At 45.4% G+C, this 20,345-nt stretch carries 20 protein-coding genes; 13 read left to right on the plus strand and 7 right to left on the minus strand.

Translation table 11 applies throughout. The features are described from left to right. The first annotated feature begins 180 nt into the window (after window positions 1-180). Window positions 181-1,842 (plus strand): tannase/feruloyl esterase family alpha/beta hydrolase, encoded by a 1,662-nt coding sequence (locus tag AC0VYI_RS00660; RefSeq protein ID WP_475446585.1) that lies wholly within the window; start codon window positions 181-183, stop codon window positions 1,840-1,842. Here the strand turns inward: AC0VYI_RS00660 and AC0VYI_RS00665 are convergent. Further along, window positions 1,839-2,588 carry an SDR family oxidoreductase gene (locus AC0VYI_RS00665; RefSeq protein WP_475446587.1) on the minus strand — a complete coding sequence of 250 codons (750 nt, stop codon included), beginning with the start codon at window positions 2,586-2,588 and terminating at the stop codon, window positions 1,839-1,841. The genes AC0VYI_RS00660 and AC0VYI_RS00665 overlap by 4 nt on opposite strands. Window positions 2,589-2,782: 194 nt before the next feature. Between AC0VYI_RS00665 and AC0VYI_RS00670 the strand changes: the two genes are divergently transcribed. From AC0VYI_RS00670 to AC0VYI_RS00680, 3 genes are all read left to right on the plus strand, one after another. Then, window positions 2,783-3,229, plus strand: a complete 447-nt coding sequence (locus AC0VYI_RS00670; protein ID WP_475446589.1) for a MarR family winged helix-turn-helix transcriptional regulator — start codon at window positions 2,783-2,785, stop codon at window positions 3,227-3,229. Window positions 3,230-3,292: 63 nt separating this feature from the next. After that, entirely contained in the window at window positions 3,293-4,354 is a 1,062-nt protein-coding gene (locus AC0VYI_RS00675; RefSeq protein ID WP_475446591.1) for an HlyD family secretion protein, read from the plus strand. A gap of 9 nt (window positions 4,355-4,363) precedes the next feature. Beyond that, window positions 4,364-5,896: a DHA2 family efflux MFS transporter permease subunit gene (locus AC0VYI_RS00680; RefSeq protein WP_199475640.1), complete on the plus strand. Its 1,533-nt coding sequence runs from the start codon at window positions 4,364-4,366 to the stop codon at window positions 5,894-5,896. Window positions 5,897-5,976: 80 nt separating this feature from the next. On the opposite strand, the gene AC0VYI_RS00685 is transcribed toward AC0VYI_RS00680, so the two are convergent. From AC0VYI_RS00685 to AC0VYI_RS00700, 4 genes are read right to left on the minus strand one after another with little or no spacing between them, the layout of a single operon-like run. Next, window positions 5,977-6,705: an amino acid ABC transporter ATP-binding protein gene (locus AC0VYI_RS00685; RefSeq protein WP_475446593.1), complete on the minus strand. Its 729-nt coding sequence runs from the start codon at window positions 6,703-6,705 to the stop codon at window positions 5,977-5,979. Continuing rightward, window positions 6,692-7,342, minus strand: a complete 651-nt coding sequence (locus tag AC0VYI_RS00690) for an amino acid ABC transporter permease (protein WP_475430419.1) — start codon at window positions 7,340-7,342, stop codon at window positions 6,692-6,694. The genes AC0VYI_RS00685 and AC0VYI_RS00690 overlap by 14 nt, the downstream gene beginning before the upstream one ends. Next, window positions 7,339-8,001 (minus strand): amino acid ABC transporter permease, encoded by a 663-nt coding sequence (locus AC0VYI_RS00695; protein WP_199475637.1) that lies wholly within the window; start codon window positions 7,999-8,001, stop codon window positions 7,339-7,341. The genes AC0VYI_RS00690 and AC0VYI_RS00695 overlap by 4 nt, the downstream gene beginning before the upstream one ends. A 5-nt stretch (window positions 8,002-8,006) precedes the next feature. After that, complete coding sequence (locus AC0VYI_RS00700) at window positions 8,007-8,792, minus strand: transporter substrate-binding domain-containing protein (protein WP_233407647.1); 786 nt, start codon at window positions 8,790-8,792, stop codon at window positions 8,007-8,009. Window positions 8,793-9,147: 355 nt separating this feature from the next. Between AC0VYI_RS00700 and AC0VYI_RS00705 the strand changes: the two genes are divergently transcribed. Together AC0VYI_RS00705 and AC0VYI_RS00710 are read left to right on the plus strand one after the other, a co-directional pair. Then, on the plus strand, window positions 9,148-9,756 hold the full coding sequence (locus AC0VYI_RS00705) for a gamma-glutamylcyclotransferase family protein (RefSeq protein ID WP_199475635.1): 609 nt from the start codon (window positions 9,148-9,150) through the stop codon (window positions 9,754-9,756). Next, the gene (locus AC0VYI_RS00710) at window positions 9,746-10,807 is read left to right on the plus strand and encodes a methyltransferase (protein WP_475446595.1); all 1,062 of its coding nucleotides are present in this window, start codon (window positions 9,746-9,748) and stop codon (window positions 10,805-10,807) included. The genes AC0VYI_RS00705 and AC0VYI_RS00710 overlap by 11 nt, the downstream gene beginning before the upstream one ends. Before the next feature lie 35 nt (window positions 10,808-10,842). Here AC0VYI_RS00710 and AC0VYI_RS00715 read toward each other — a convergent pair whose 3' ends face one another. After that, window positions 10,843-10,983 (minus strand): hypothetical protein, encoded by a 141-nt coding sequence (locus tag AC0VYI_RS00715; protein ID WP_475446597.1) that lies wholly within the window; start codon window positions 10,981-10,983, stop codon window positions 10,843-10,845. A 614-nt stretch (window positions 10,984-11,597) separates the two neighbouring features. Here AC0VYI_RS00715 and AC0VYI_RS00720 point away from each other — a divergent pair. The 4 genes from AC0VYI_RS00720 (at window position 11,598) to AC0VYI_RS00735 (ending at window position 16,731) form a co-directional block, all read left to right on the plus strand. After that, window positions 11,598-13,136, plus strand: a complete 1,539-nt coding sequence (locus tag AC0VYI_RS00720; protein WP_475446599.1) for an amidase family protein — start codon at window positions 11,598-11,600, stop codon at window positions 13,134-13,136. Window positions 13,137-13,147: 11 nt separating this feature from the next. Continuing rightward, complete coding sequence (locus AC0VYI_RS00725) at window positions 13,148-14,542, plus strand: flavin monoamine oxidase family protein (RefSeq protein ID WP_475446601.1); 1,395 nt, start codon at window positions 13,148-13,150, stop codon at window positions 14,540-14,542. A gap of 242 nt (window positions 14,543-14,784) precedes the next feature. Continuing rightward, window positions 14,785-15,255, plus strand: a complete 471-nt coding sequence (locus AC0VYI_RS00730) for a MarR family winged helix-turn-helix transcriptional regulator (protein ID WP_475446603.1) — start codon at window positions 14,785-14,787, stop codon at window positions 15,253-15,255. 108 nt (window positions 15,256-15,363) lie between these two features. Then, window positions 15,364-16,731, plus strand: a complete 1,368-nt coding sequence (locus AC0VYI_RS00735) for an APC family permease (protein WP_475446605.1) — start codon at window positions 15,364-15,366, stop codon at window positions 16,729-16,731. Window positions 16,732-16,821: 90 nt separating this feature from the next. On the opposite strand, the gene AC0VYI_RS00740 is transcribed toward AC0VYI_RS00735, so the two are convergent. Continuing rightward, window positions 16,822-17,307: a DUF3237 domain-containing protein gene (locus AC0VYI_RS00740; protein ID WP_475446607.1), complete on the minus strand. Its 486-nt coding sequence runs from the start codon at window positions 17,305-17,307 to the stop codon at window positions 16,822-16,824. Between the two features lie 241 nt (window positions 17,308-17,548). On the opposite strand from AC0VYI_RS00740, the gene AC0VYI_RS00745 reads away from it, so the two are divergent. The 3 genes from AC0VYI_RS00745 (at window position 17,549) to AC0VYI_RS00755 (ending at window position 20,280) form a co-directional block, all read left to right on the plus strand. Then, a complete protein-coding gene (locus AC0VYI_RS00745) occupies window positions 17,549-18,220 on the plus strand; it encodes a YoaK family protein (RefSeq protein ID WP_475446609.1) in 672 nt (223 codons plus the stop codon). 112 nt (window positions 18,221-18,332) lie between these two features. Then, entirely contained in the window at window positions 18,333-18,848 is a 516-nt protein-coding gene (locus tag AC0VYI_RS00750; RefSeq protein WP_475446610.1) for a glycine cleavage system transcriptional repressor, read from the plus strand. A 208-nt stretch (window positions 18,849-19,056) separates the two neighbouring features. Beyond that, window positions 19,057-20,280 (plus strand): MFS transporter, encoded by a 1,224-nt coding sequence (locus AC0VYI_RS00755; protein ID WP_475446612.1) that lies wholly within the window; start codon window positions 19,057-19,059, stop codon window positions 20,278-20,280. Window positions 20,281-20,345 lie beyond the last annotated feature (65 nt).

The following is a 20,345-nucleotide window of genomic DNA, read 5'->3' on the forward strand; positions in this document are numbered from 1 at the left end:
TGTGTTTCGAAAACGGGCTTAGGCCCGTTTTTATTATTCTATTCCAGCTCGTTTCCTGCCTTCCTTTTTCTTTTGTTTCTAATGAATCTTGTGTTTTTGAACCGCATGTTTAAGACTTGTTGAGGTAGTGTCTTCTTGTATCGAACTGAGTATTTGGTTTTCAAAACAAAGGATTTTGTGATGAAGTGGCCTTTTGTGTCCTTTTTGACTGTATTACTATCTGTCTTCTCTGGCGCCGCGAATGCACTAAGTTGCCAAGCGCTAGTCTTAAATTTGCCTCAAGGGGTGAGTGCCAAAGCCGATATGCATTTTCCTGATGCTCAGGTGCGTTATCCCTATTGTCTTGTTCAAGGGGCGCTTCCTAAGCGTTTAGGCATTGACGGAAAGCGCTACCAAATCAAGTTTGAAATACGTTTACCACGTTTTTGGCAAGGACGCCTTGCCTACCAGTTTAATGGCGGTAATGATGGCGTGGTTAGGCCAGCCCTCGGTAATATGACAGGACAAGTCACGGCTCAGTATGCGGTGAATCAAGGCTTTGCGGTCATTTCCAGTAATGGGGGGCATAATCTGGATAAAGGGGACTCATCGAGCTTAATCGGCAGTTCTATGTTTGGATTCGATCCCCAAGCACGTCGTGATTTTGGTTACGATGCGGTTCGTAAGCTCTATCCTATTGCTCGTTTAATGACGGAGCGCTATTACAACTCGCCTATCCGTTACAGTTATGGCATTGGTGCCTCCAATGGTGGTCGTGTGGCGATGGTCGCCGCTACGCGCTTTCCGAATTTTTTTGATGGTCTCTTAGTTGGCTATCCTGGGATCAATATGCCCAAAGCCGCCCTTCAGCATGCTTGGGATATACAGTCTCTTCATGCAGTTAATGCGGATCTTGGCAAGGCATTGACCCCTCGGGACATATCGTTGTTTGTACGAGGGCTATTGAGGCGCTGTGATGGTTTGGATGGTCTTCGAGATCATTTAATTTTTGCCTCTAACGCCTGCCAACGCCAGTTTGAACCCACTTCATTGGTGTGTAAAAGTGAGTTTGATCGTGATTGTCTCCCAGTGGAAAAAGTCGCTGCGATTATCCGTATGTTTCAGGGGCCCCATAATAGTAAAAATGAAGCTCTTTACTCCAGCTGGGTTTACGATACAGGGATGCTGTCCAGCAACTGGCGCACTTGGAAAATAGAAAGTACGGTAGATAATTGGTCTCGTAAGCCGATTATTGGTGTTCTGGGGGCGGCTTCTTTAGCGACGATTTTTATGACACCCCCCGTCAAAGTTAAGAGTAACCCGTTTTCTCTGGAGCAATTTTTATTGGATTTTGACTTTGATAAAGATGCACCAAAAATTTTCGCAACCAATCAACGGTTTCCCGAGTCTGCCATGACCGTTATGACGCCGCCGGATGTGATGGATCCTAAGTTGACGGTATTTCGTCAGCATGGCGGTAAAATGATTATTTTCCATGGTAATAGTGATCCGGTGTTTTCGGTGAGAGATACCATGAGATGGTATGATTACCTCAATTTTAATCTAGCGGGTAAAGCGGATCAGTTTGTGCGTTTTTATCGTGTACCTGGCATGTCTCATGGAGAAGGTGGCCCGGCGTTGGATCGATTTGATCTGTTAAGGCCATTAGTGAACTGGCTAGAAAGTCAGCAACGCCCTAATACTATTGTTGCGGCGACACACCTTCCCAACCCAGAGTTACCCGAGAGCATGGTTGGCATTACTCGACCTCTGTGCCCTTACCCGTCCTATGCGGTCTATCAGCAAGGGCCCTATCCTTTGGCTAGTTCGTTTGCTTGTGGCGTGGATGCGTTTTCTTATTAACGTCCACCACCAACATCGATAAAGCCGCCTGTGGTATAGCTGGATTTGTTGCTCAGCAACCACACAATCGCTTCCGCCACCTCTTCTGGCTGACCCCCTCGCTGTAGGGGCAAGTTTGGGCCGATTCGATCCACACGCCCCGCTTCGCCACCGTCAGCATGCATATCCGTATAAATAAGGCCTGGTCTAACAACATTGACTCGGATGCCATCGCTGGCGACTTCTAGAGCAAACCCGCGTGAGAAAGAATCAACCGCGCCTTTGCTTGCCGCATAGTCCACGTATTCGTTAGGTGAACCATACACGGAAGCCAGCGATGACACATTGACTATGCTGCCACCTTGTCCGCCTTTGCTGCGCGCCATGTCTTGGAAAGCCTCTTGGCAGCATTGCATGGTGCCAAAGACATTGGTCTGAAAAATACGCTGCCAACGTTCTGGGGTTGTGTTGACAAAAGAGGTTTGTTGATCCAATACACCGGCGCTGTTGACCAATCCTTGAATCGTCCCCCATTTTTTCCGAATCAATGAGAACATTTCTTTTACTTGCGAGGTTTGGCTGATATCGGCTTGTACACAGTGGGCTTTCCCTCCAGTCGCGACAATCGACTGCTGAATGTCGTTCGCGGCACTTTCATCATGGCGATAGTTGATAATGACTTCATAGCCTTGCTGGGCCGCCAAGATCGCGGTTGCGGCACCAATGCCTCGGCTACCGCCTGTAATCAATAAAATGGGCTGACTCATGAAATGTCCTTATGGTTGGTTCATCGGCCTACGACATTAGCAACTTTCGTTTTTGGTGGGTAGCGTTTTAGCTCCCAACAATGTGGTGAAAACCGAATCTATTAAGGAATCATTGCGTACTTTAAATAAGCATCATTGAATATAATAAGCTATGTATATAATAATCAAAGCATACTGAATTGGGGGTGGGGAATATGGCGGATAAAAACCTAGGTAACAGTATCGGTTTCTTAATGACAGATGTATTGCGTTTGATGCGTCGTGAGTACAACAAAAACTCAAGTGTCATGACGCTGATGCAGGCGAAAACATTGCTTTCTGTTTCTCGTTATCCAGGGATTCGACAAGTTACTTTAGCTGAGCACTTAGAAATTCAGCCGATTTCCTTGGCTCGTTTAATTGATCAATTAGCCAAAGCGGGCTTGGTGGAAAGACGCGCGGATTCTGCTGACCGTCGAGCTTATTGCCTGTATGTGACCGACGCGGCTGCCGAGCAATTGACGCACATAAACCAAGCGATTGGTGAAGTGAGAGTGAAGGCTTTTGATGGGTTAACCGTCCATGAAATAGAGCAGTTACAGGGTCTTTTAGAGAAAATACACCGCAATTTGCAAGACGATTCATCCGACAGTGTTTCTTAATGCTAACCGCTTCCTGATTCAACCAAAGCGACAAGATCGACTCTTTTTGGAGAGCTAAATAACATGAGTGAACAAGATAATAAACCAATCGAGACAAAGCAATCTGCCAATCGAGGAAAGCGTCGCCTCTTGCTAATAGGTGTCCCTCTTTTGATCGTTTTGGTGTCGGCAGTGGTATATATGCTAGGTGGGCGTGATGTAGAAACGGATGATGCTTATGTGCAAGCGGATATGACGGCCATTACGAACCAAGTGTCTGGACTTATCAAAACGGTGGATGTGAAAGAAAACCAAGCCGTAAATAAAGGGCAATTACTGTATAGCATTGATGCGAGACCTTACCAACTGGCAGTGGATAAAGCCAAAAGCCAATTGGACTTAGTTCGTAATAACTTACTCGCGCAGCAAGCCGATTATCAACAGGAATTGGTCAAACTCGAATTAGCAAAAACGCAATTGGCTTTTAATCAACGTGAGGAAGTGCGCCAAGAAAATGTGTTTAAAAAGCATTTCATTTCAGACTCTGATTACGATAAAGCGCAAGAAGCGGTACGTGTCAGTGCCTTGAATGTGGCTGAGTTGAAAAACAATATTAAAGAATTGAAAGCGGATCTGGGTGGCAATCCAGACATGCCCGTTGAAGATCAGGCCAACTATAAAATCTATCAATCTGCGCTTGATCAAGCCGAGTTGAATTTAAGTTATGTCAAAGTCGTTGCGCCAAGCAGTGGTATTGTTGCGCACCTGCCTCTCGTGGGGGAATACACCGATACTGGGGCGACTCGAATGATGTTGGTATCAGACCATAAGCGTATCGTGGCGAACTTCACAGAGAAACAACTCACCTATGTGAAACCTGGGCAAAGCGTCGATGTTTCGGTGGATACCTACCCAGGAGTGGTGTGGAAAGGCACCGTAGAAAGCATTAGTCCAGCTACCGGCTCTCGGTTTTCTGTATTACCTGCACAAAATGCCACGGGAAACTGGGTAAAAGTTGCGCAGCGCTTGGCCGTTCGAATCAGTATTCAAAATCAACCTGGCATGCCGGTACTGCGTGATGGTATGAGTGCTGAGGTGACCATTGATACGAACCACCACCGCAGTTTATTTGGCATCCAACTGTAAGGTGTGTCTATGACAAATAATCAGGCCTCAGCCAGTCAAAGCGGTTTTCAGATGACCACCGATACTCTGATGATCACTTTTTCTGTGATGTTAGCGACCATTATGCAGGCACTGGATACAACGATTGCCAACGTTGCTTTGCCGCATATGAAAGGATCCATGGGGACGACTCAGGATCAAATTTCTTGGGTGCTGACCTCTTATATTGTAGCGGCAGCTATTTGTATGCCCTTGACGGGGTTTGTGGCGTCACGAATTGGTCGTAAACGCCTGTTCATGGCTTCTGTGGTTGGTTTTACCATTTCTTCTATCCTATGTGGGGCCGCACAGTCGCTCGATCAGATTGTTTTGTTCCGCCTGTTACAAGGGGTGTTTGGTGCCAGCCTAGTGCCTTTGTCTCAGTCCGTCTTGTTGGATACCTACCCCAGAGAAAAACATGGCTCTGCCATGGCGATGTGGGGTGTGGGGGTCATGGTAGGTCCGATTTTGGGGCCTTATCTGGGAGGGCTTCTGACACAATATTACAGTTGGCGTTGGGTGTTCTACATCAATGTTCCATTTGGCATTATTGCTTGGTTTGGGATCGCCCGGTATGTGAAAGAAACCGAAATTGATCTGTCCCGTAAGTTTGATTTATTTGGTTTTGCGTTGTTGGGGACTTGTATTGGGGCGTTGCAGCTGATGCTGGATCGGGGACAGTCTCAGAACTGGTTTAATAGTCCAGAAATTATCATTGAGTGTATGCTCGCGGTGATCACTGGCTACATGTTCATTGTACATGCGTTTACTCATAGTCACCCCTTCGTTGATCCGGAGATGTTTCGAGATCGAAACTTCACGGTAGGCATGATTTTTATCTTTATCGTGGGGGTGATTTTACTCACGTCCATGTCACTTTTACCACCCTTTATGCAGGATCTCATGGACTATCCTGTGGTTTCAGTCGGCACGATTTTAGCCCCTCGTGGTTTTGGTACCATGGCGGCCATGTTAGTGGTGGGGAGGTTGTCGGGTAAGGTGGATCCACGCTATATGATCTCCCTTGGTTTAGTGCTGGTTATTATCTCTTTGTGGCAAATGACGCAGTTTACGGCCGATGTTACCGCGTTCACGATTATTTATAGCGGAATCATACAAGGAACAGGATTAGGCTTTTTGTTTGTTCCGTTGTCTACCGTTTCTTTTGCAACATTGAATCCGAAATTCCGTAATGAAGGGACAGCGATGTTCAGCCTGTTACGTAATATAGGTAGTAGTATTGGTATTTCGGTTGTGACTACTTATCTGGCACAGCGTGTGCAAATTAACCATTCTGCGTTTGCTGACTATATGACGCCTTTTAACCTAAACTTAGGTGTGGTGCAACAAGAGGGTATGTGGAATACGCATACGATCCAGGGTTTGGCATCTCTTAATCAAATGGTGAATACACAAGCGACGACCTTGGCTTATTTGCAAGACTTTCGATTTGTGATGTGGGTCGCGATTTGTGCTTTGCCTTTGGTTTTTTTCATCAAGGGTGCAGACAAAAAAGCCAAGTAAAAGAAAGGTTATTTGTCGAAAAAGGCGCTATGGAGGTCTCCATTAGCGCCTGCTGAGTTTTTAAATGATGATTTAGCAAGTTAGAGTACTGAATTCACAAAGTTTTTCAGCTCGTCGGTTTGCGGATTGGCAAAGACCTCTTTCGCTGGGCCTTCTTCCCAGACTTTACCTTGGTGCATAAAGACGACACGATCGCCCACATCTCGAGCAAAGTTCATTTCGTGGGTCACCAGCACCAGTGTCATGCCTTCTTTGGCAAGTTGTTCGAGTACTTTTAGCACATCGCCAACCAGCTCCGGATCAAGTGCCGAGGTGATTTCATCACACAATAACACTTTCGGATTCATGGCTAAGGCACGGGCGATGGCGACGCGTTGCTGTTGTCCGCCAGAAAGCTTTTCTGGAAAACTGTCAAACTTATCCGCTAAGCCGACTTTTTCGAGCATGGCTTTGGCGGTTTCCTGCGCCTCTTGCTTGCTCTTTTTAAGAACGATGGTAGGCGCTAACATGATGTTTTCGCCGACCGTTAAATGAGGGAAAAGATTAAAGCTTTGGAAAATCATCCCGACGCTACGAGCCAATATTCTGACTTGAATCTCTTCTGTCGTCACCTCTTTGCCATCAACTGTGATGCCGCCTTTTTGGTATTTTTCTAAGCCGTTCATACAGCGTAATAAGGTACTTTTCCCTGATCCACTACGGCCTATGATGGAGATCACTTCACCCGCTTTAATATCGAGGTTAATGCCTTTTAAAACGTGCAGATCGCCGTAGTATTTGTGTACTTCATGAATATTAACGAGAGACATTGAATTTCTTCTCCAAAATTTTACTGGTCAGCGATAAGGGATAACAAAGTGCAAAGTAAATGAGGGCGACAAAGGCAAAGACTTTGAATGGTTCAAAGGTGGCATTATTGAGCATAGTGCCAGCTTTGGTGAGCTCCACAAAACCAATGACTGAGGCCAAGGCCGTGCCTTTGACAACCTGTACGGAAAAGCCGATAGAGGGGGCTAGGGCGACTTTAAACGCTTGTGGCAATACCACATAGCGCAGGGTTTGTAGAAAGCTCAGCCCCAAACAACGGGAGGCTTCCCATTGGCCTTTTGGTAAGGTGTCGATACAACCACGCCAAATTTCTACCAAGAAAGCACTGGTGAACAAGGTCAAAGAGAGGACGGCGGCGTTCCACGCTGAAATATTCAGCCCCACCAAAGACAAACCGAAGAAGCAAAGGAACATCTGCATTAATAGCGGCGTACCTTGAAATACTTCCACATAAAATTTGATCAGGCCTGTCAGCACTGGATTCTTGGTCAAACGGGCGGCCGTCAAGCATAAGGCAACACTGATACCACCGGCAAACGCGGCCAGCGACAACAGAACTGTCCATTGAGTGGCAATTAATAAGTTACGAATAATGTCGTAGTTAGAAAACTCAATCATCTTTCAGCTCGATAAGAGAACAATCTCTTTCCAATGAGGTTAAAGGCTTTACGCATGAGAATGGCTAAAAACAAATACAAGAGAGCGGTGACCAGATAACTTTCAAAGCTGCGAAAGTTACGGGATTGCACAAAATTCGCAGCATAGGTCAGATCCTGTACTGAAATTTGAGACAGTACCGCTGAGCCTAGCATGACAATAATGCATTGGCTGGTAAGGGCCGGATAGATCTTTTCGATTGCAGGAATGATGACAACGCGAAACAGGGTTTGTTTAAAACTTAGGCCAAGTACCTTACCTGCTTCCCACTGTCCTTTGGGTGTGGAAGCAAGACCTGCACGTATGATTTCTGTGCTGTAGGCGGCAAGGTTCACCACCATCGCAATGATGCCCGCTTCCCAGGCAGAGAGTTTTAAGCCAATACTCGGTAAGCCGAAAAAGATAAAAAACAGTTGGACGATAAAGGGCGTATTACGAATGAGTTCTACGTAGACATTGACGATACGTGACAGCCAGGTTGCACCGTATTGGCGAGCCACCGCAAATGTGGCCCCCAATACCAAGCCCAAAACGGTCGCCAGCAGACTGATTTCTACGGTCGTTATTAAGCCATGTATAAACACATGGCTATAGGGTAAAAGAGCGGCAAAATCTAACATGGAGGTTATTCACCAAAGCCTTTTGGTAACGGGGCTTTTAACCATTTAAGAGATATTTTGTTGAGGGTGCCATCTTTTAGCGCTTTGCTGATCAGTTCATTCACTTTGGCTTTGAGTTCTGGTTCGTTCTTCATCATACCGATGTAGCAAGGCGAGTTTTTCAATACAAACTTACTAACGGGGGCATGGCTAGGATCGCGTTTGGCAATATTGGCGGCGACAAGGTTGCCTGTTGCGATAAGATTGACCTGCCCAGATAAGTAAGCCGATAGAGTGGTATTATTGTCTTCAAAGCGCTGTATTGTGGTGCTTTTAGGCGCAATTTTGGTGAGTTCCAGATCTTCTATTGCGCCACGGGTCACCCCGACGGTTTTATTCGCAAGGTCAGCCGCGTCATGAACTGGGATGTCTTTTTCGCCAAATACCCCTAGGAAGAATGGTGCATAAGCTTTGGAAAAATCGATGGCTTTTTCGCGTTCTGGGTTTTTCCCGAGACTGGAAATGACTAGGTCTACTTTATGGGTTTGAAGATAAGGAATGCGATTGGCACTGGTTACTGGCACCAGTTGCAGTTTCACGTCCAACTGTTTGGCAATGTAGTTGGCCATGTCAATGTCAATGCCTTGCGGTTGCATATCGAGTCCGACAGAACCAAAGGGGGGAAAGTCTTGAGGGACGGCAATACGGATCAGGTGGCGTTGCTGAATATCTTGTAAGGTATTCGCCTGAGCGGCGGCGATAGAACCTAAAGACGCTGCGATAATAAACAGTTTGCCGAAAAAAGATTTCATGCTCATGGGGGGCTCCTTTATTTGGGGGGCTATGGTGTTAAGCGCAGGATTGCAACAGGTGTGCCATTGTGAAATTTATATTTCACACTATTTATAAGATAATGTATTCACAGACATATTTTACAAAACTTAACCGAGTGGTTATTTTTTATGAGCAATGGTCTGGGGCATTATCGAAGGATATTGGATTAAGTTGGTGCAAATTAATGGTCTATTATGGTGCGTTGTTTCTTGTCTCAATGTCTTGAGTCAATTCTAAAGGTTGTCTGGTGCTCTATCCCTAGTACTTCTATCGCTCGCAAGCTATTATGCTTGCCCATATAACGTATCAAGGCGGCGATCTTAGGAGGCGAGGATGAATTCACATAATCGACATTTTATTTTAGGTTATGGCAGTCTAATCAACAGTCAAAGTCGTGCTAAAACTGGGGAAACAGGCCAAGTTTGGCCAGTGAAATTACAGGGTTTTGAACGCCATTGGTCTGTCATGTCTGCCGAGTTTGGTATGAGTTCTGTGGCGGTGATTCAGTCGCCAACACAGGCCTGTAACGGTGTGTTAGTGGAAGTGCCTGTTGATCAACTGCCGCTATTTGATGAACGTGAGAGTGGCTATGAGCGCGCCCAAATTTCATTATCTCAATTAACAGCTTATCAAGATGATCCGCTTCCTGATGGCACCTATTGGGTCTATCACACTGCCGATGTGGTTGCTCCTCACTCTGACTGCCCCATTGCTTTAAGTTATGTCGATGTGATTTTATCGGGCTGCTTGGAACATGGTGATGCTTTTGTACAAGATTTCTTAGCGCAAACTAAGGGCTGGAATGCCCCATTATTGAATGATCGACAAACTCCACGCTATCCCCGCGTTCAGCGAGATCTCTCTACAGAGCGCTTGAATCGTTTATTAGCACCTGTCACCACCCTTTCTACCAAAGAGTTATCTGTAACCTATGAACCTTAATTCCACGAGTCAATTATTGGCGCGCAATGAATCAGAATTGACTGGCAAAGTATTGTTTGCCAATCCAGAAGACACTTATGCACGAGAGTTGGGCAACCTAGCCGATGTGTATGCGTGGAGCCAATCCAAAGCACAGTATGATGCGCTCATACAAGTGGGGTTTGACGAGAGTAAAGTGTTGTTTAGCGAGCAATGGGATGCGCATTTAGGCAGTGATTTTGATCATGTCATTATTTATCAACCCAAGGCAAAAGAGCTTCTGACCTATCTTTTAGCGGTGACATTGCCACATTTAAAAGAAGGCGGACAAGTCTGGTTAGTGGGTGACAATAAAAGTGGTGTGAAATCCGCGACCAAATATCTAGAAGCGGGTTTAGACGATGTTGGTAAGGTGGACAGTGCGAAGCACTGTTTGTTGTATCACGGTTATAAACGCCGTTCAGCCGAACCTTTTGTCTTGGAGAAATGGGTGACCACTTGGTCGCTGGAAGTAGCTGGCCAGTCGCTGGTGTTATGCAGCTTACCCGGTGTTTTTGGGCATAAAAAACTCGATAAAGGGACAGAGCTATTACTAGAGCAGCTGAGTCAACACCGTTTTATGAGTGATGTGGAAAATGCCCGTTTGCTCGATTTCGGTTGCGGTGATGGCATTATTGCCCTTTGGCTTTACTACAAAACGGGCGCGCATATTACGGCGTTGGATGACAGTGCTTTGGCAATTAAGGCAACGCAGTTGACGTTTGCTGCTAATCAGGCAAGTCAGGCAGTGACGGTGATTGCATCCAATGGCCTGAAAGAAGTGAAAGGTCGTTTTAACTATGTGATTACCAATCCGCCTTTTCATTCTGGTATTAATACGGACTACAGCATTGCTGAGCACTTCTTTATGGGCGTGAAAGATCACCTGACACTCAATGGGGAGTTGTTTGTGGTGGCTAATGATTTCTTACGCTACCCGCCCTTGTTAGATGCGGCATTAGGTTCCCATAGTCGCCTTTTACGAGATAAAGGTTTTGCTATTTATCACGGACGTCAACCGAAGAAAAAGTAACTTAAAACGTCCCTATAGCGTTACTTAGTGTAACGCTATAATGCTTTTTCCCCTTCATTTACCGAGATTATTTGTTGATCATAAAACGGTACGCCTAAAGCATCCAAATTCTTCACCATATCCGCAGCACGATTACTTAATTTGGGGCTTAGCAGCAATGCCTCAATTGTAGGCATGACGGCCTCCGTCTGGTTTCATAGTCATAGTGGCGACCAGAAAAATCGCGACTCACACCACAATTTATCAACAACACATTCTACTTTAGGCTTTCTCTTGCTACCCCATCGCTTCCATTAAAAAGCACTGTAAAGTCCTAACGCTGTTTCACCACTTTATGATGTTAAATGCGCGTTTTGCGTGGCTTGTCTTGGGTTGTTTTCACATGGGTAAAGCGGTACTCACTTATTGTCTACTTTGGGTCAATTTCACCCAGATTGACTCGAAATTGTGCATTTAAAACGGCATAGAATTCTGGTCGATACTCTGTTTTATTTTTAAATTGTTGTTTTGTATAACAAAATGAAAAGTGGCATGAAAAATGGATTTAAATAAATGCGTGCATTTAGCACATATTTCAAATTGCACGTATTTTTAAGTCTGTGACGAAGAGGCTCTATCTGCTTCCTTTGGTTGCCTGTTGCAGTGTTTATTCGTTTTGGTATGAAAAACCAAATCGCAAGTGATTTGCCCATGTATCGTCCCTTTATTGGAATGGCTGTGGTGATTGGTGGGTTATCAGGAATGACTCGAGATTCCTGTTTGAGAAGATAAAAAATAATAGGAAAAAATTATGACTGATTACTCTATTAACAAGAATGCAGCGGTTGCTTCACAAATGTCGACTTTAATGGATGAGAAAACCGCTGTACTAACGGGCCCCGCTCATTTAATGCTAAAGCGGCTTAGAGAAAAAGAATTCAGTGCCACAGAGCTATTAGAGTGGCATTTTAACCGAGTCGATCAATTAAACGACCAACTTAATATTATTGTTGATCAGGATAGAGAACGAGCGATGGCCGCAGCACGACGAGTGGATCGCCTGCGGGCCCTAGATAAACCCATTGGGGTGCTGGCGGGGCTTCCGATGACCATAAAGGACTCATTTGAAGTCGTCGGTATGAAAGCAACCTGCGGTTTACCGCACCTTGCCAACCATCGTCCAAAGAAGGATGCGATTCTGGTGAAGCGTATTCGTGATGCAGGGGCCTCTATCTTTGGTAAAACCAATTTACCTGCTGGGTGTGGAGATCACCAAAGCTATAACGATATTTATGGCGTAACCAATAACCCATGGAATATCAAACATACTGTAGGGGGGTCTTCTGGTGGCTCTGCGGCATCACTAGCGGCGGGTTTTACGGCATTGGAACTTGGTAGTGATATTGGTGGCTCTATTCGTTGTCCATCGCATTTTTGTGGGGTATTTGGTCATAAGCCTACTTATGGTGTGTTGCCAGTAGTTGGGCATATTCCACCGGGACCATTTTCGACTTCACCATCCCCACTGAGTGTCATGGGGCCTTTGGCACGTGATGCCTCGGATTTACGTTTGTTATTTGGTGTGCTGTGTGGGCTACACGAGTCCGATGATTCGGCTGTTTCCCATCTTCCGCCACAACGTTATCAAACCTTACGCGAATACAAAGTAGGGGTTTGGCTAGATGCATTTCCGCTTGATGAAGGCTATGCCAAAGCCATTTTGCAATTTGTAGAAGATCTTCGCCAAGAGGGCGTTAATGTGGATATCGGTGTTCATCCAGACATTGATCCTCAAGATATCCATGATACCTATTTAAAAACGCTGTTTGGGGTAATCGGTAGCCGCATGGAAAAGGATGTGAAAGAGGCGTTTTTGGCGCAAGCCCAGTCTTTCGAAGGCAAGCAATTTGCGAAAGAATTGTATGAATATACCAAACATCCTGCCCACGAAAGTGAATCCGTCAACCAAGCTCGCGCAGAAAATAGTGAAAAATGGAAGCACTTCTTCCAGCAGTATGACGTACTGATCTGCCCTGTTACCTCAACGGTTGCTTTCGAGCATCAATTGGAAGGCCATGGCCCTAGTGCTCAGATTGGTCGTGTATTGACCATCAGCGGTCAACAAGCCCCCTATCTCTATAACTTGTCGTGGCCAGGTTTGGCGACTTTAGCCAATTTGCCAGCGACAGCCATGCCGACAGGATATTTGGTTAATGGTTTGCCTGCTGGGGTACAAATCATTGGTGATCTCTATCAGGATCATACTACCTTGGCGTTTGCGGAAATGGCTGCCAGACAGCTTAATCCGTTCTCTTGCCCACCACTGTCATTAGATAAATCTGTTGCTTAGGAGTAAATATAATGGGAAATGTATCCATAACGAAAGAATGTGATGTTGTCGTGGTCGGAGCCGGGCTGTCGGGTCTGCAAACTGCCACCCTTTTAAAAGAACAAGGATTGTCTGTACTTGTATTAGAAGCTCGTGATCGTGTGGGTGGCCGTTTGTTAAGCCATACTTTGAAAAATGGGGCTCGAGTGGATCTTGGTGGTCAATGGCTTGGAGCAACCCACCATCGAGCCCATAAAATTGTCAAATCATTAGGTGAAGAGTTATTTCCGACTTACAACAAAGGAAAGAACGTTTTCATGATGACGGGAGAAAAACAAGTAAGAGACAGTTTTTTCCCTGAGATGGACGACGATATTGCAGAAGAAATTGAACGCGCTATGGCTCGTTTAAATGAGCTGGCTTTTGAAATCGATACGACGAAGCCATGGGCAAAAGAAGAGCATCGTGCATACGATAAAATCACATACGCCGATTGGATTTGTCAGAATACGACATCTGATATAGCTAGGAATGCTATGACGTTCATTGCCATGTCGATCTTTTCGGCAGAAGCCCATGAACTGTCAATGTTGCATGTCTTGTTCTATGTTGCGTCAGGCGAAGGCGTTGATACCCTAATTAGCACAGAAGATGGGGCGCAAGAATTGCGTTTTACCAATGGGGCACAACAGTTACCAATCGGCTTAGCGAAACGTCTTGGTGACGATGTGCTACTGAATCAGCCTGTTACTTGTATTGAACATTTTAATCATCACGTAATTGTTTCTACTCATTCCCTTCAAGTGAACGCTAAACGCGTTGTTGTGGCTTTGCCTCCAGCGTTGGCGGGTCGTTTGTCCTATAAACCCGCCCTTCCAGGCATTCGTGATCAATTAACACAACGCACTGCCATGGGGGCCGTCATCAAAGTGATCGTCACATTTGATAAGCCTTTTTGGCGTGACGAAGAGCTTAGTGGTTTGGCATCGTCGACCACTTTGCCATTGAGTTTGACCTATGACAACTCACCGCAAGATGGCAGCTGTGGCATTTTGGTTGGCTTTATGGAAGCGGATGAAGGTCGTTACTGGGGAACCAAAACAGCCCAAGAGCGCGAGCAAAAAGTCATCGAATGTTTACGCGACTATTTTGGTTCACAAGTCGATCGTTACACTGAATATAAAGAACTAGATTGGGCGCAAGAAGAGTACTCACGGGGGGCTTATGGCGGTTACTTGCCACCAGGCGCCTGGAGCATTTTTGGCGAAGCGGTTAGTCAACCGATTAATAGTATCCACTTTGCAGGGACTGAAACCGCTTCGCAATGGGCTGGTTATATGGAAGGGGCACTGCAATCGGCAGAGCGTGTTGCGCAAGAGATTCTTGACGTTTTAAACGTGAAGCATCGCCATCAAGCTGTGAACTAGGAGATGACTAAAGGTTCACCCTTTTTGGGTCAATTCCACCCAATATAGTCCAACATTGGGCGTTCCAGCGAGGGAATAACATCGTGCCAAAGAGGATGTTTAATAAATAAACTGTTGTTTTAAATAACAAAATATTTGTTTTATATAACCGTGATGAAAATGGCATGAAATGTGGATTAAAAAACTTAACTGTGTGCACATATCACATAGCGTAAATTGCACATATTTTTCGGAGGTAGTTAATGGCTAGTAAATATCTCACTCTCAGATTAGATGAATTAAATTCTCGAGCGAAAGAAGTGGGGAGCATGCGCCATGAATCTCAGTTGGGCCTCACTTTGCGTGAGGTTCGGTTGATTATTCTGATCGCCGATGAGACGGGCATTAATATTAATAGCTTGGTCGAAAACTCCTTTTTAGAACGGACTATCGTTTCTAGAACCGTCACAAAATTGTGTCAATCGGGTTTAGTGAACAGAGTCGTGAACGACAAAGATGCTCGCCAGACCCAGCTCTTTTTAACGCCAGAAGGTGTCATGACAGCACAAAAAGCCAAAAAACTCTCTAATGAAGGGGTCGCGAGCATGCTTGCCACATTAACCCCCCATGAAAGGGAGATCTTTGAGTTATCTCTTGAAAAGGTATTGGCGAAAGTTCTGGCGGATCTTGAGGCGGAAAAAAAGAAACAAAAACAGTCTCAGAACGTGTGTTAGTTCTCAACGTTTAGCAATGCAGTATCCAAAACAATAAAAAGAAGCCTTGCCATGACCCTGTGCCTAGGCTTCAAAAAATAAAAACCATAATAAATCAAGGTACCGATCATGAACGAAACAGTATTAGAAGTAACAGCGAAACAAGGCATCAAGCAATCTGATGACGTACAATCACTGAAAAGATCACTGGGCTTGAAAGAGTTAGTGGCCTACGGTTTAGCCTTTATTGCCCCCGTTGCACCACTGACCACCTTTGGTTTTGTGTGGAATGTCTCGGGCGGCTTTATTGCTCTTGCGTATGTGGTGGCCACTATTTGCATGTATTTTACGGCTAGAAGCTATGTCACCATGTCGGAGCAAGTTCAATCCGCCGGTTCTATATACAGCTATGTCCGATTTGGCTTGGGCAATTTTGCGGGGTTTATCGGTGGTTGGATGATTTTATTGGACTACTTATTGATTCCTGCCTTGGTATTTGTACTGATGTCATTCAGTACTCATATTTTAGTGCCATCGATTAGTCGTGAAAACTGGATCTTAATCTTAGTGGGGACGTCGTTTCTTATTAACTGGTTTGGTGTCAATGTTACTGCGAAAGCCAGTTTGTACGCGGTTATTGCGCAGTTTTTAATGGTAGGTGGCGTAGTTGCTTTGGCTATTTTTGCCTTACAGGATGGCAAAGGTACCGGCGCAGTGACTTTAGAGCCCCTCTATAACAGCGTGGATTTTAGCTGGCACTATGTGTTAGCGGGTGCTTCTATTTGTGTTTTGTCCTTTTTAGGGTTTGATGCCATCACCACATTAGGAGAAGAAACTCGAACGAAAGATGCGAAGCAAATTGGCCGTGCCATTATGATTGTTCTCGCTCTGTGTGGCGTGGTATTTACGGTGACGACCTTGGTGATTGGTAACCTGATGAAGGGCATTGAGTACTCGAATCCTGCTACCGCTATTTTTGAAATTTTAGCCATTCAAGTGGGCCCTTGGGCGTCGACGACTTTGGCGTGGTTGCTAGCCATTATTGTGGGCTTTTCTAATACGTTGCCAATGCAATCTAGTGTTGCGCGCGTGTTGTATGCCATGGGACGTGATCGTCAATTGCCGCATTTTTTGTCGAAATTACACCCTAAATTTCAAACCCCTTATATGGCAATGATGGTGGCAACGGTAATCACTCTTGCAACAGCATTGATTATGAAAGATAACCTCGACATCTTAGCCTCTCTGGTTAATTTCGGTGCCTTATCCGGCTTTTTATTACTGCATGTGGCGGTGTTTGTTCGCTTTGGGCTGAATAATCCCGATCGTAAGTGGTTTGTCCATATTATTGTGCCTATTGTGGGGGCGGCGATTGTGCTTGCTGTGTTCTCTGGGATGGATCGTTTTGCGATGATCTTGGGAGGTACTTGGTTAACGGCAGGCATTATTTATGGCTTAGTGAATCGACAAAAAACCAAAATCGCCATGGAGGTGTAGTCCTCATCAAAAAAGAACAGGTCTGATGACCTGTTCTTTTTCGTATCTGTTTGATGCTTTTTGACTATCTAATTAAGGAAGGTTGTGTGATTAGGTTAGTTCGAAGACTTTTATGTCGACAGTGTCTGCCGCTGGATAGGTAACTGAACCGGTAAAAATGCTGTCGTTTAACCAGAATAGAGGCCCTTCTGGTGCGGAAAAAACGGGAGTACAGCGGCAGTAATACTCACTTTCTGGAATGGGCCAAATGCCTTGCTCAACCATTTCTTGACCTTTTGGGGTGTTACGAATTAGCCCCGTATTTTGGATGTTAATCACTTGACCCGCTTCGGTTTGTAGGGAATAGATGGCATTCAGTATTCCTACTTTGTCGGCCCGCTCACGAAAAAAATCAGCGCCATTGGGTAACACCACTCCTTTTATCTTCGATTGATCGTCACAAATTGCGTAGAAGTCACCACCTATGATGGGATAGTTCATACGGATACCGTCTGGTGTTTTTCCCAGCTCGATGGGTGGGGTAATTTTCGCTACGATGTGTACCCTAAGCGTCAGTTGGTGAGCTGATGTTGGCATAATGATGTCCTTGCGATTCATTTTTAAAATGTGTTTTTGTTTTATTGTTAAACTATTTTTATTCTAATTGCTATTTAATGCAACAAGAAGGAGCGGTCTGTGTGTTTTTCTCTGACTGATAAAATCCTTTTAGGTCATAAATCATGAAATTTAAACGACACTATGACACTGTGCGCTAATATAAGCGTATGATTTTCACTAGGGATTGCTGCATCGTTGTTGGGTCTGATGGGAGTCTATTGTGTTATCGAGTTTGCCAAAGTGGGTAGAGTACGGGGCGTTTTTATTGGCGATGGTTGCGGGGTTTGTCAATGCCGTGGCCTTGTTAGGATTTGAACATCAAGCGGTCTCACATGTGTCTGGGACGGCGACATTAGTGGGCAGCCAGATTGTGAATGACACAGGGGAATTACTCCGCTTAGTGGGTATCCTGTTGAGTTTTTTATTGGGGTCAGCTATTTCCGGTTTTATGCTAACCAGCTCATCGCTAAAGCTGGGGCGTTTCTATGATGTGTTGTTGATTCTAGAGGCCTGTCTTTTACTGGTTTCCATGTACTTTTTAATGCATGGTAATGATATCGGGCCATTCTTTGCTTCGACCGCCTGTGGTTTACAAAATGCTCTGGCGACGACCTACAGTGGTGCGGTGGTGAGAACGACCCATCTGACCGGGATTTTTACGGATTTAGGGATTATGCTCGGCGGTGCTTTTCGCGGCAAACAGGTCGATAAGCGTAAAGCTTGGCTTCTTGTGACCATCGTAACGGGTTTTATTTCTGGTGGTTCTTTTGGCACCTTGGTATTTGACTCATACCGTTTTAAAGCATTGGCGATCCCTGCCACACTGTGCTTTTTATTAGCCATTGTGTATCGAGTATATCGTCGACGCTTGATTAAAGTGGAGGCGAGTTAAATCTATTTAGCCTTATCACATTAAAACCGTGGTGTATAAAAAGATCGATCGGGCAAAGTGTTCTATAGTGAAAGCACAATAATTGGAATAAAAAAATAATCAGGAGCAGATCATGACGCAGCATTTGGTACTGAGTTTTATAGGCGATGATAAGCCTGGTATGGTGGAGAGTTTGTCGGATGTGATTCGTCGCCATCATGGTAATTGGCTGGAAAGTCGTATGGCTCATTTGGAGGATAAGTTTGCGGGTATTTTGACGTTAACGGTTCCCACGGATCAGCAGGAGGCGCTCATTCAAGCCTTGCGAGCCTTTGATCAAAAGGGCGTCAGTGTGACGGTAGAAAAAGCCAATGTCCCTGCCAGTAGTGGGCAGATCTTGTATTTGTCCGTAGTGGGTAACGATAAACCAGGCATTGTTCAGGAAGTTTCACAAGTGCTGCACGCGTTGATGATCAATGTCAAAGAGCTGCATACTTCCTGCGAACCTGCGCCAATGAGCTCTGACATGCTGTTTAAGGCGGATCTTGTATTGCGAGTGCCGGATGGTTTGCAGCAATCTGATATTGAAGCGGCTTTGGAACGTATAGGCAGTGACCTAATGATCGAGTTGGATTCGACCCCTATTTAACTTGGGTGGCTCTGTGTAAGGAAACATTAGGGATAACCATCATACACGCCATGTTCGCTATTCTTTTGTCGCGTTAAACTTGTTAATTTAACGCGACAACGTCAAGGAATGAAACGCTGACCTCTTTTTCTTCTCCGATGGGAAGCTCTTCTCTATAGCCAGCGCTTTTCTTTATCGCATATCGATTATCTCTGCTAGGAGGCGATGATTGAGCAAAACCTTTCGATCTCTATCGAACCCGAATTATCGCTTGTGGTTCACTGGCGCGGTTATTTCCAATATTGGAACTTGGTTGCAACGTACTGCTCAAGACTGGATTGTGATCTCTGAATTGTCTGATAAAAATGCTTCCGCCGTTGGGCTGGTGGTCTTTTTACAGTTTGCACCGCAAATTCTGCTGTTGCCGATTACTGGTTGGACAGTCGATAAATTCAACCGTCGGAAAATTCTCATGGTGACGCAAGTATTAATGGCGGTATTAGCTTTGGTCCTTGGACTGTTGATATTGAGTAATACGGTGGCGCTGTGGCAAGTGTGCGTCTGTGCCTTTTTATTGGGCTGCGTGGCGGCATTTGATGCGCCCGCTCGGCAATCCTTTGTGTCTGATATTGTCAACGAAAAAGAATTGTCTAACGCGGTATCCTTGAATTCCTTGTCCTTTAATACGGCGCGCTTGATTGGACCGGCGATTGCGGGGGTGTTGATTTCATGGATTGGCGCGGGATGGGTGTTTTTGCTTAATGCCGTATCCTTTATTCCCATGTTAACCTCCTTATATCGTTTGCGCTCGCGTTTGTCAGAAAAAGAAAATGTCGTTAAGGTCGATGTCGGGGGAGCAGGGTTTGCATCGAACTTTTTCGATGGTTTTCGCTATGTCGCCAAAAGCAGAAAAATGACCACTGTGGCCTTGATGACGTTTCTGATCTGTTCATTTGGTATGAACTTCGCTGTGTACTTGTCTTCTATGACGGTGCATGTATTTAAAGGCCACTCAGATCAATATGGTTTTTTGATTTCAACTATGGCCATCGGCTCCATGACGGGGGCGATTATCACCGCGCGACGAATACAGCCGACGATGCTGTTTATCACTATTGCCGCCTCGGGGGTGGCGATAAGCAGTATTGTGGCGGCGTATTGCACGAGTTTCTATGGCTTTTGTGTGGCGTTAGTCTTTTTGGGGTTGAGTTTACAGGCTTTTAATACTTCGTCTAATACGCTAATGCAATTGTCAACGGAACGTCACTATCGGGGGCGAGTGATGGCGATTGTTATTGCCACGGCCTTGGGAAGCACGGCACTGGGTGGCCCTGTCGTGGGAGCGGTGGCCGATTGGCTGGGGCCTCGCTGGGGGGTTGGTATCGGTGGCTTGTCGGCTTTAATCGCGGTTGCGCTAGGGGTTCGTTATCTACGAGAAAAGGCAACTGCATGACATTTTGGGCCGTCGGTTGCAGTCAACTCTAATAGAAAAAGCCTGAGCAGCAGGTTGCTCAGGCT

The sequence above is a fragment of the Marinomonas sp. 63XJN7_9_ISO-PGPR-S23-217 genome (genome assembly GCF_056173515.1).

Bases quoted from the DNA above. Each gene is read 5' to 3' on its own strand.
- AC0VYI_RS00660 (WP_475446585.1), top strand. From the start codon at position 181: ATGAAGTGGCCTTTTGTGTCCTTTTTGACTGTATTACTATCTGTCTTC.
- AC0VYI_RS00665 (WP_475446587.1), bottom strand. From the start codon at position 2,588: ATGAGTCAGCCCATTTTATTGATTACAGGCGGTAGCCGAGGCATTGGT.
- AC0VYI_RS00670 (WP_475446589.1), top strand. From the start codon at position 2,783: ATGGCGGATAAAAACCTAGGTAACAGTATCGGTTTCTTAATGACAGAT.
- AC0VYI_RS00675 (WP_475446591.1), top strand. From the start codon at position 3,293: ATGAGTGAACAAGATAATAAACCAATCGAGACAAAGCAATCTGCCAAT.
- AC0VYI_RS00680 (WP_199475640.1), top strand. From the start codon at position 4,364: ATGACAAATAATCAGGCCTCAGCCAGTCAAAGCGGTTTTCAGATGACC.
- AC0VYI_RS00685 (WP_475446593.1), bottom strand. From the start codon at position 6,705: ATGTCTCTCGTTAATATTCATGAAGTACACAAATACTACGGCGATCTG.
- AC0VYI_RS00690 (WP_475430419.1), bottom strand. From the start codon at position 7,342: ATGATTGAGTTTTCTAACTACGACATTATTCGTAACTTATTAATTGCC.
- AC0VYI_RS00695 (WP_199475637.1), bottom strand. From the start codon at position 8,001: ATGTTAGATTTTGCCGCTCTTTTACCCTATAGCCATGTGTTTATACAT.
- AC0VYI_RS00700 (WP_233407647.1), bottom strand. From the start codon at position 8,792: ATGAAATCTTTTTTCGGCAAACTGTTTATTATCGCAGCGTCTTTAGGT.
- AC0VYI_RS00705 (WP_199475635.1), top strand. From the start codon at position 9,148: ATGAATTCACATAATCGACATTTTATTTTAGGTTATGGCAGTCTAATC.
- AC0VYI_RS00710 (WP_475446595.1), top strand. From the start codon at position 9,746: ATGAACCTTAATTCCACGAGTCAATTATTGGCGCGCAATGAATCAGAA.
- AC0VYI_RS00715 (WP_475446597.1), bottom strand. From the start codon at position 10,983: ATGCCTACAATTGAGGCATTGCTGCTAAGCCCCAAATTAAGTAATCGT.
- AC0VYI_RS00720 (WP_475446599.1), top strand. From the start codon at position 11,598: ATGACTGATTACTCTATTAACAAGAATGCAGCGGTTGCTTCACAAATG.
- AC0VYI_RS00725 (WP_475446601.1), top strand. From the start codon at position 13,148: ATGGGAAATGTATCCATAACGAAAGAATGTGATGTTGTCGTGGTCGGA.
- AC0VYI_RS00730 (WP_475446603.1), top strand. From the start codon at position 14,785: ATGGCTAGTAAATATCTCACTCTCAGATTAGATGAATTAAATTCTCGA.
- AC0VYI_RS00735 (WP_475446605.1), top strand. From the start codon at position 15,364: ATGAACGAAACAGTATTAGAAGTAACAGCGAAACAAGGCATCAAGCAA.
- AC0VYI_RS00740 (WP_475446607.1), bottom strand. From the start codon at position 17,307: ATGCCAACATCAGCTCACCAACTGACGCTTAGGGTACACATCGTAGCG.
- AC0VYI_RS00750 (WP_475446610.1), top strand. From the start codon at position 18,333: ATGACGCAGCATTTGGTACTGAGTTTTATAGGCGATGATAAGCCTGGT.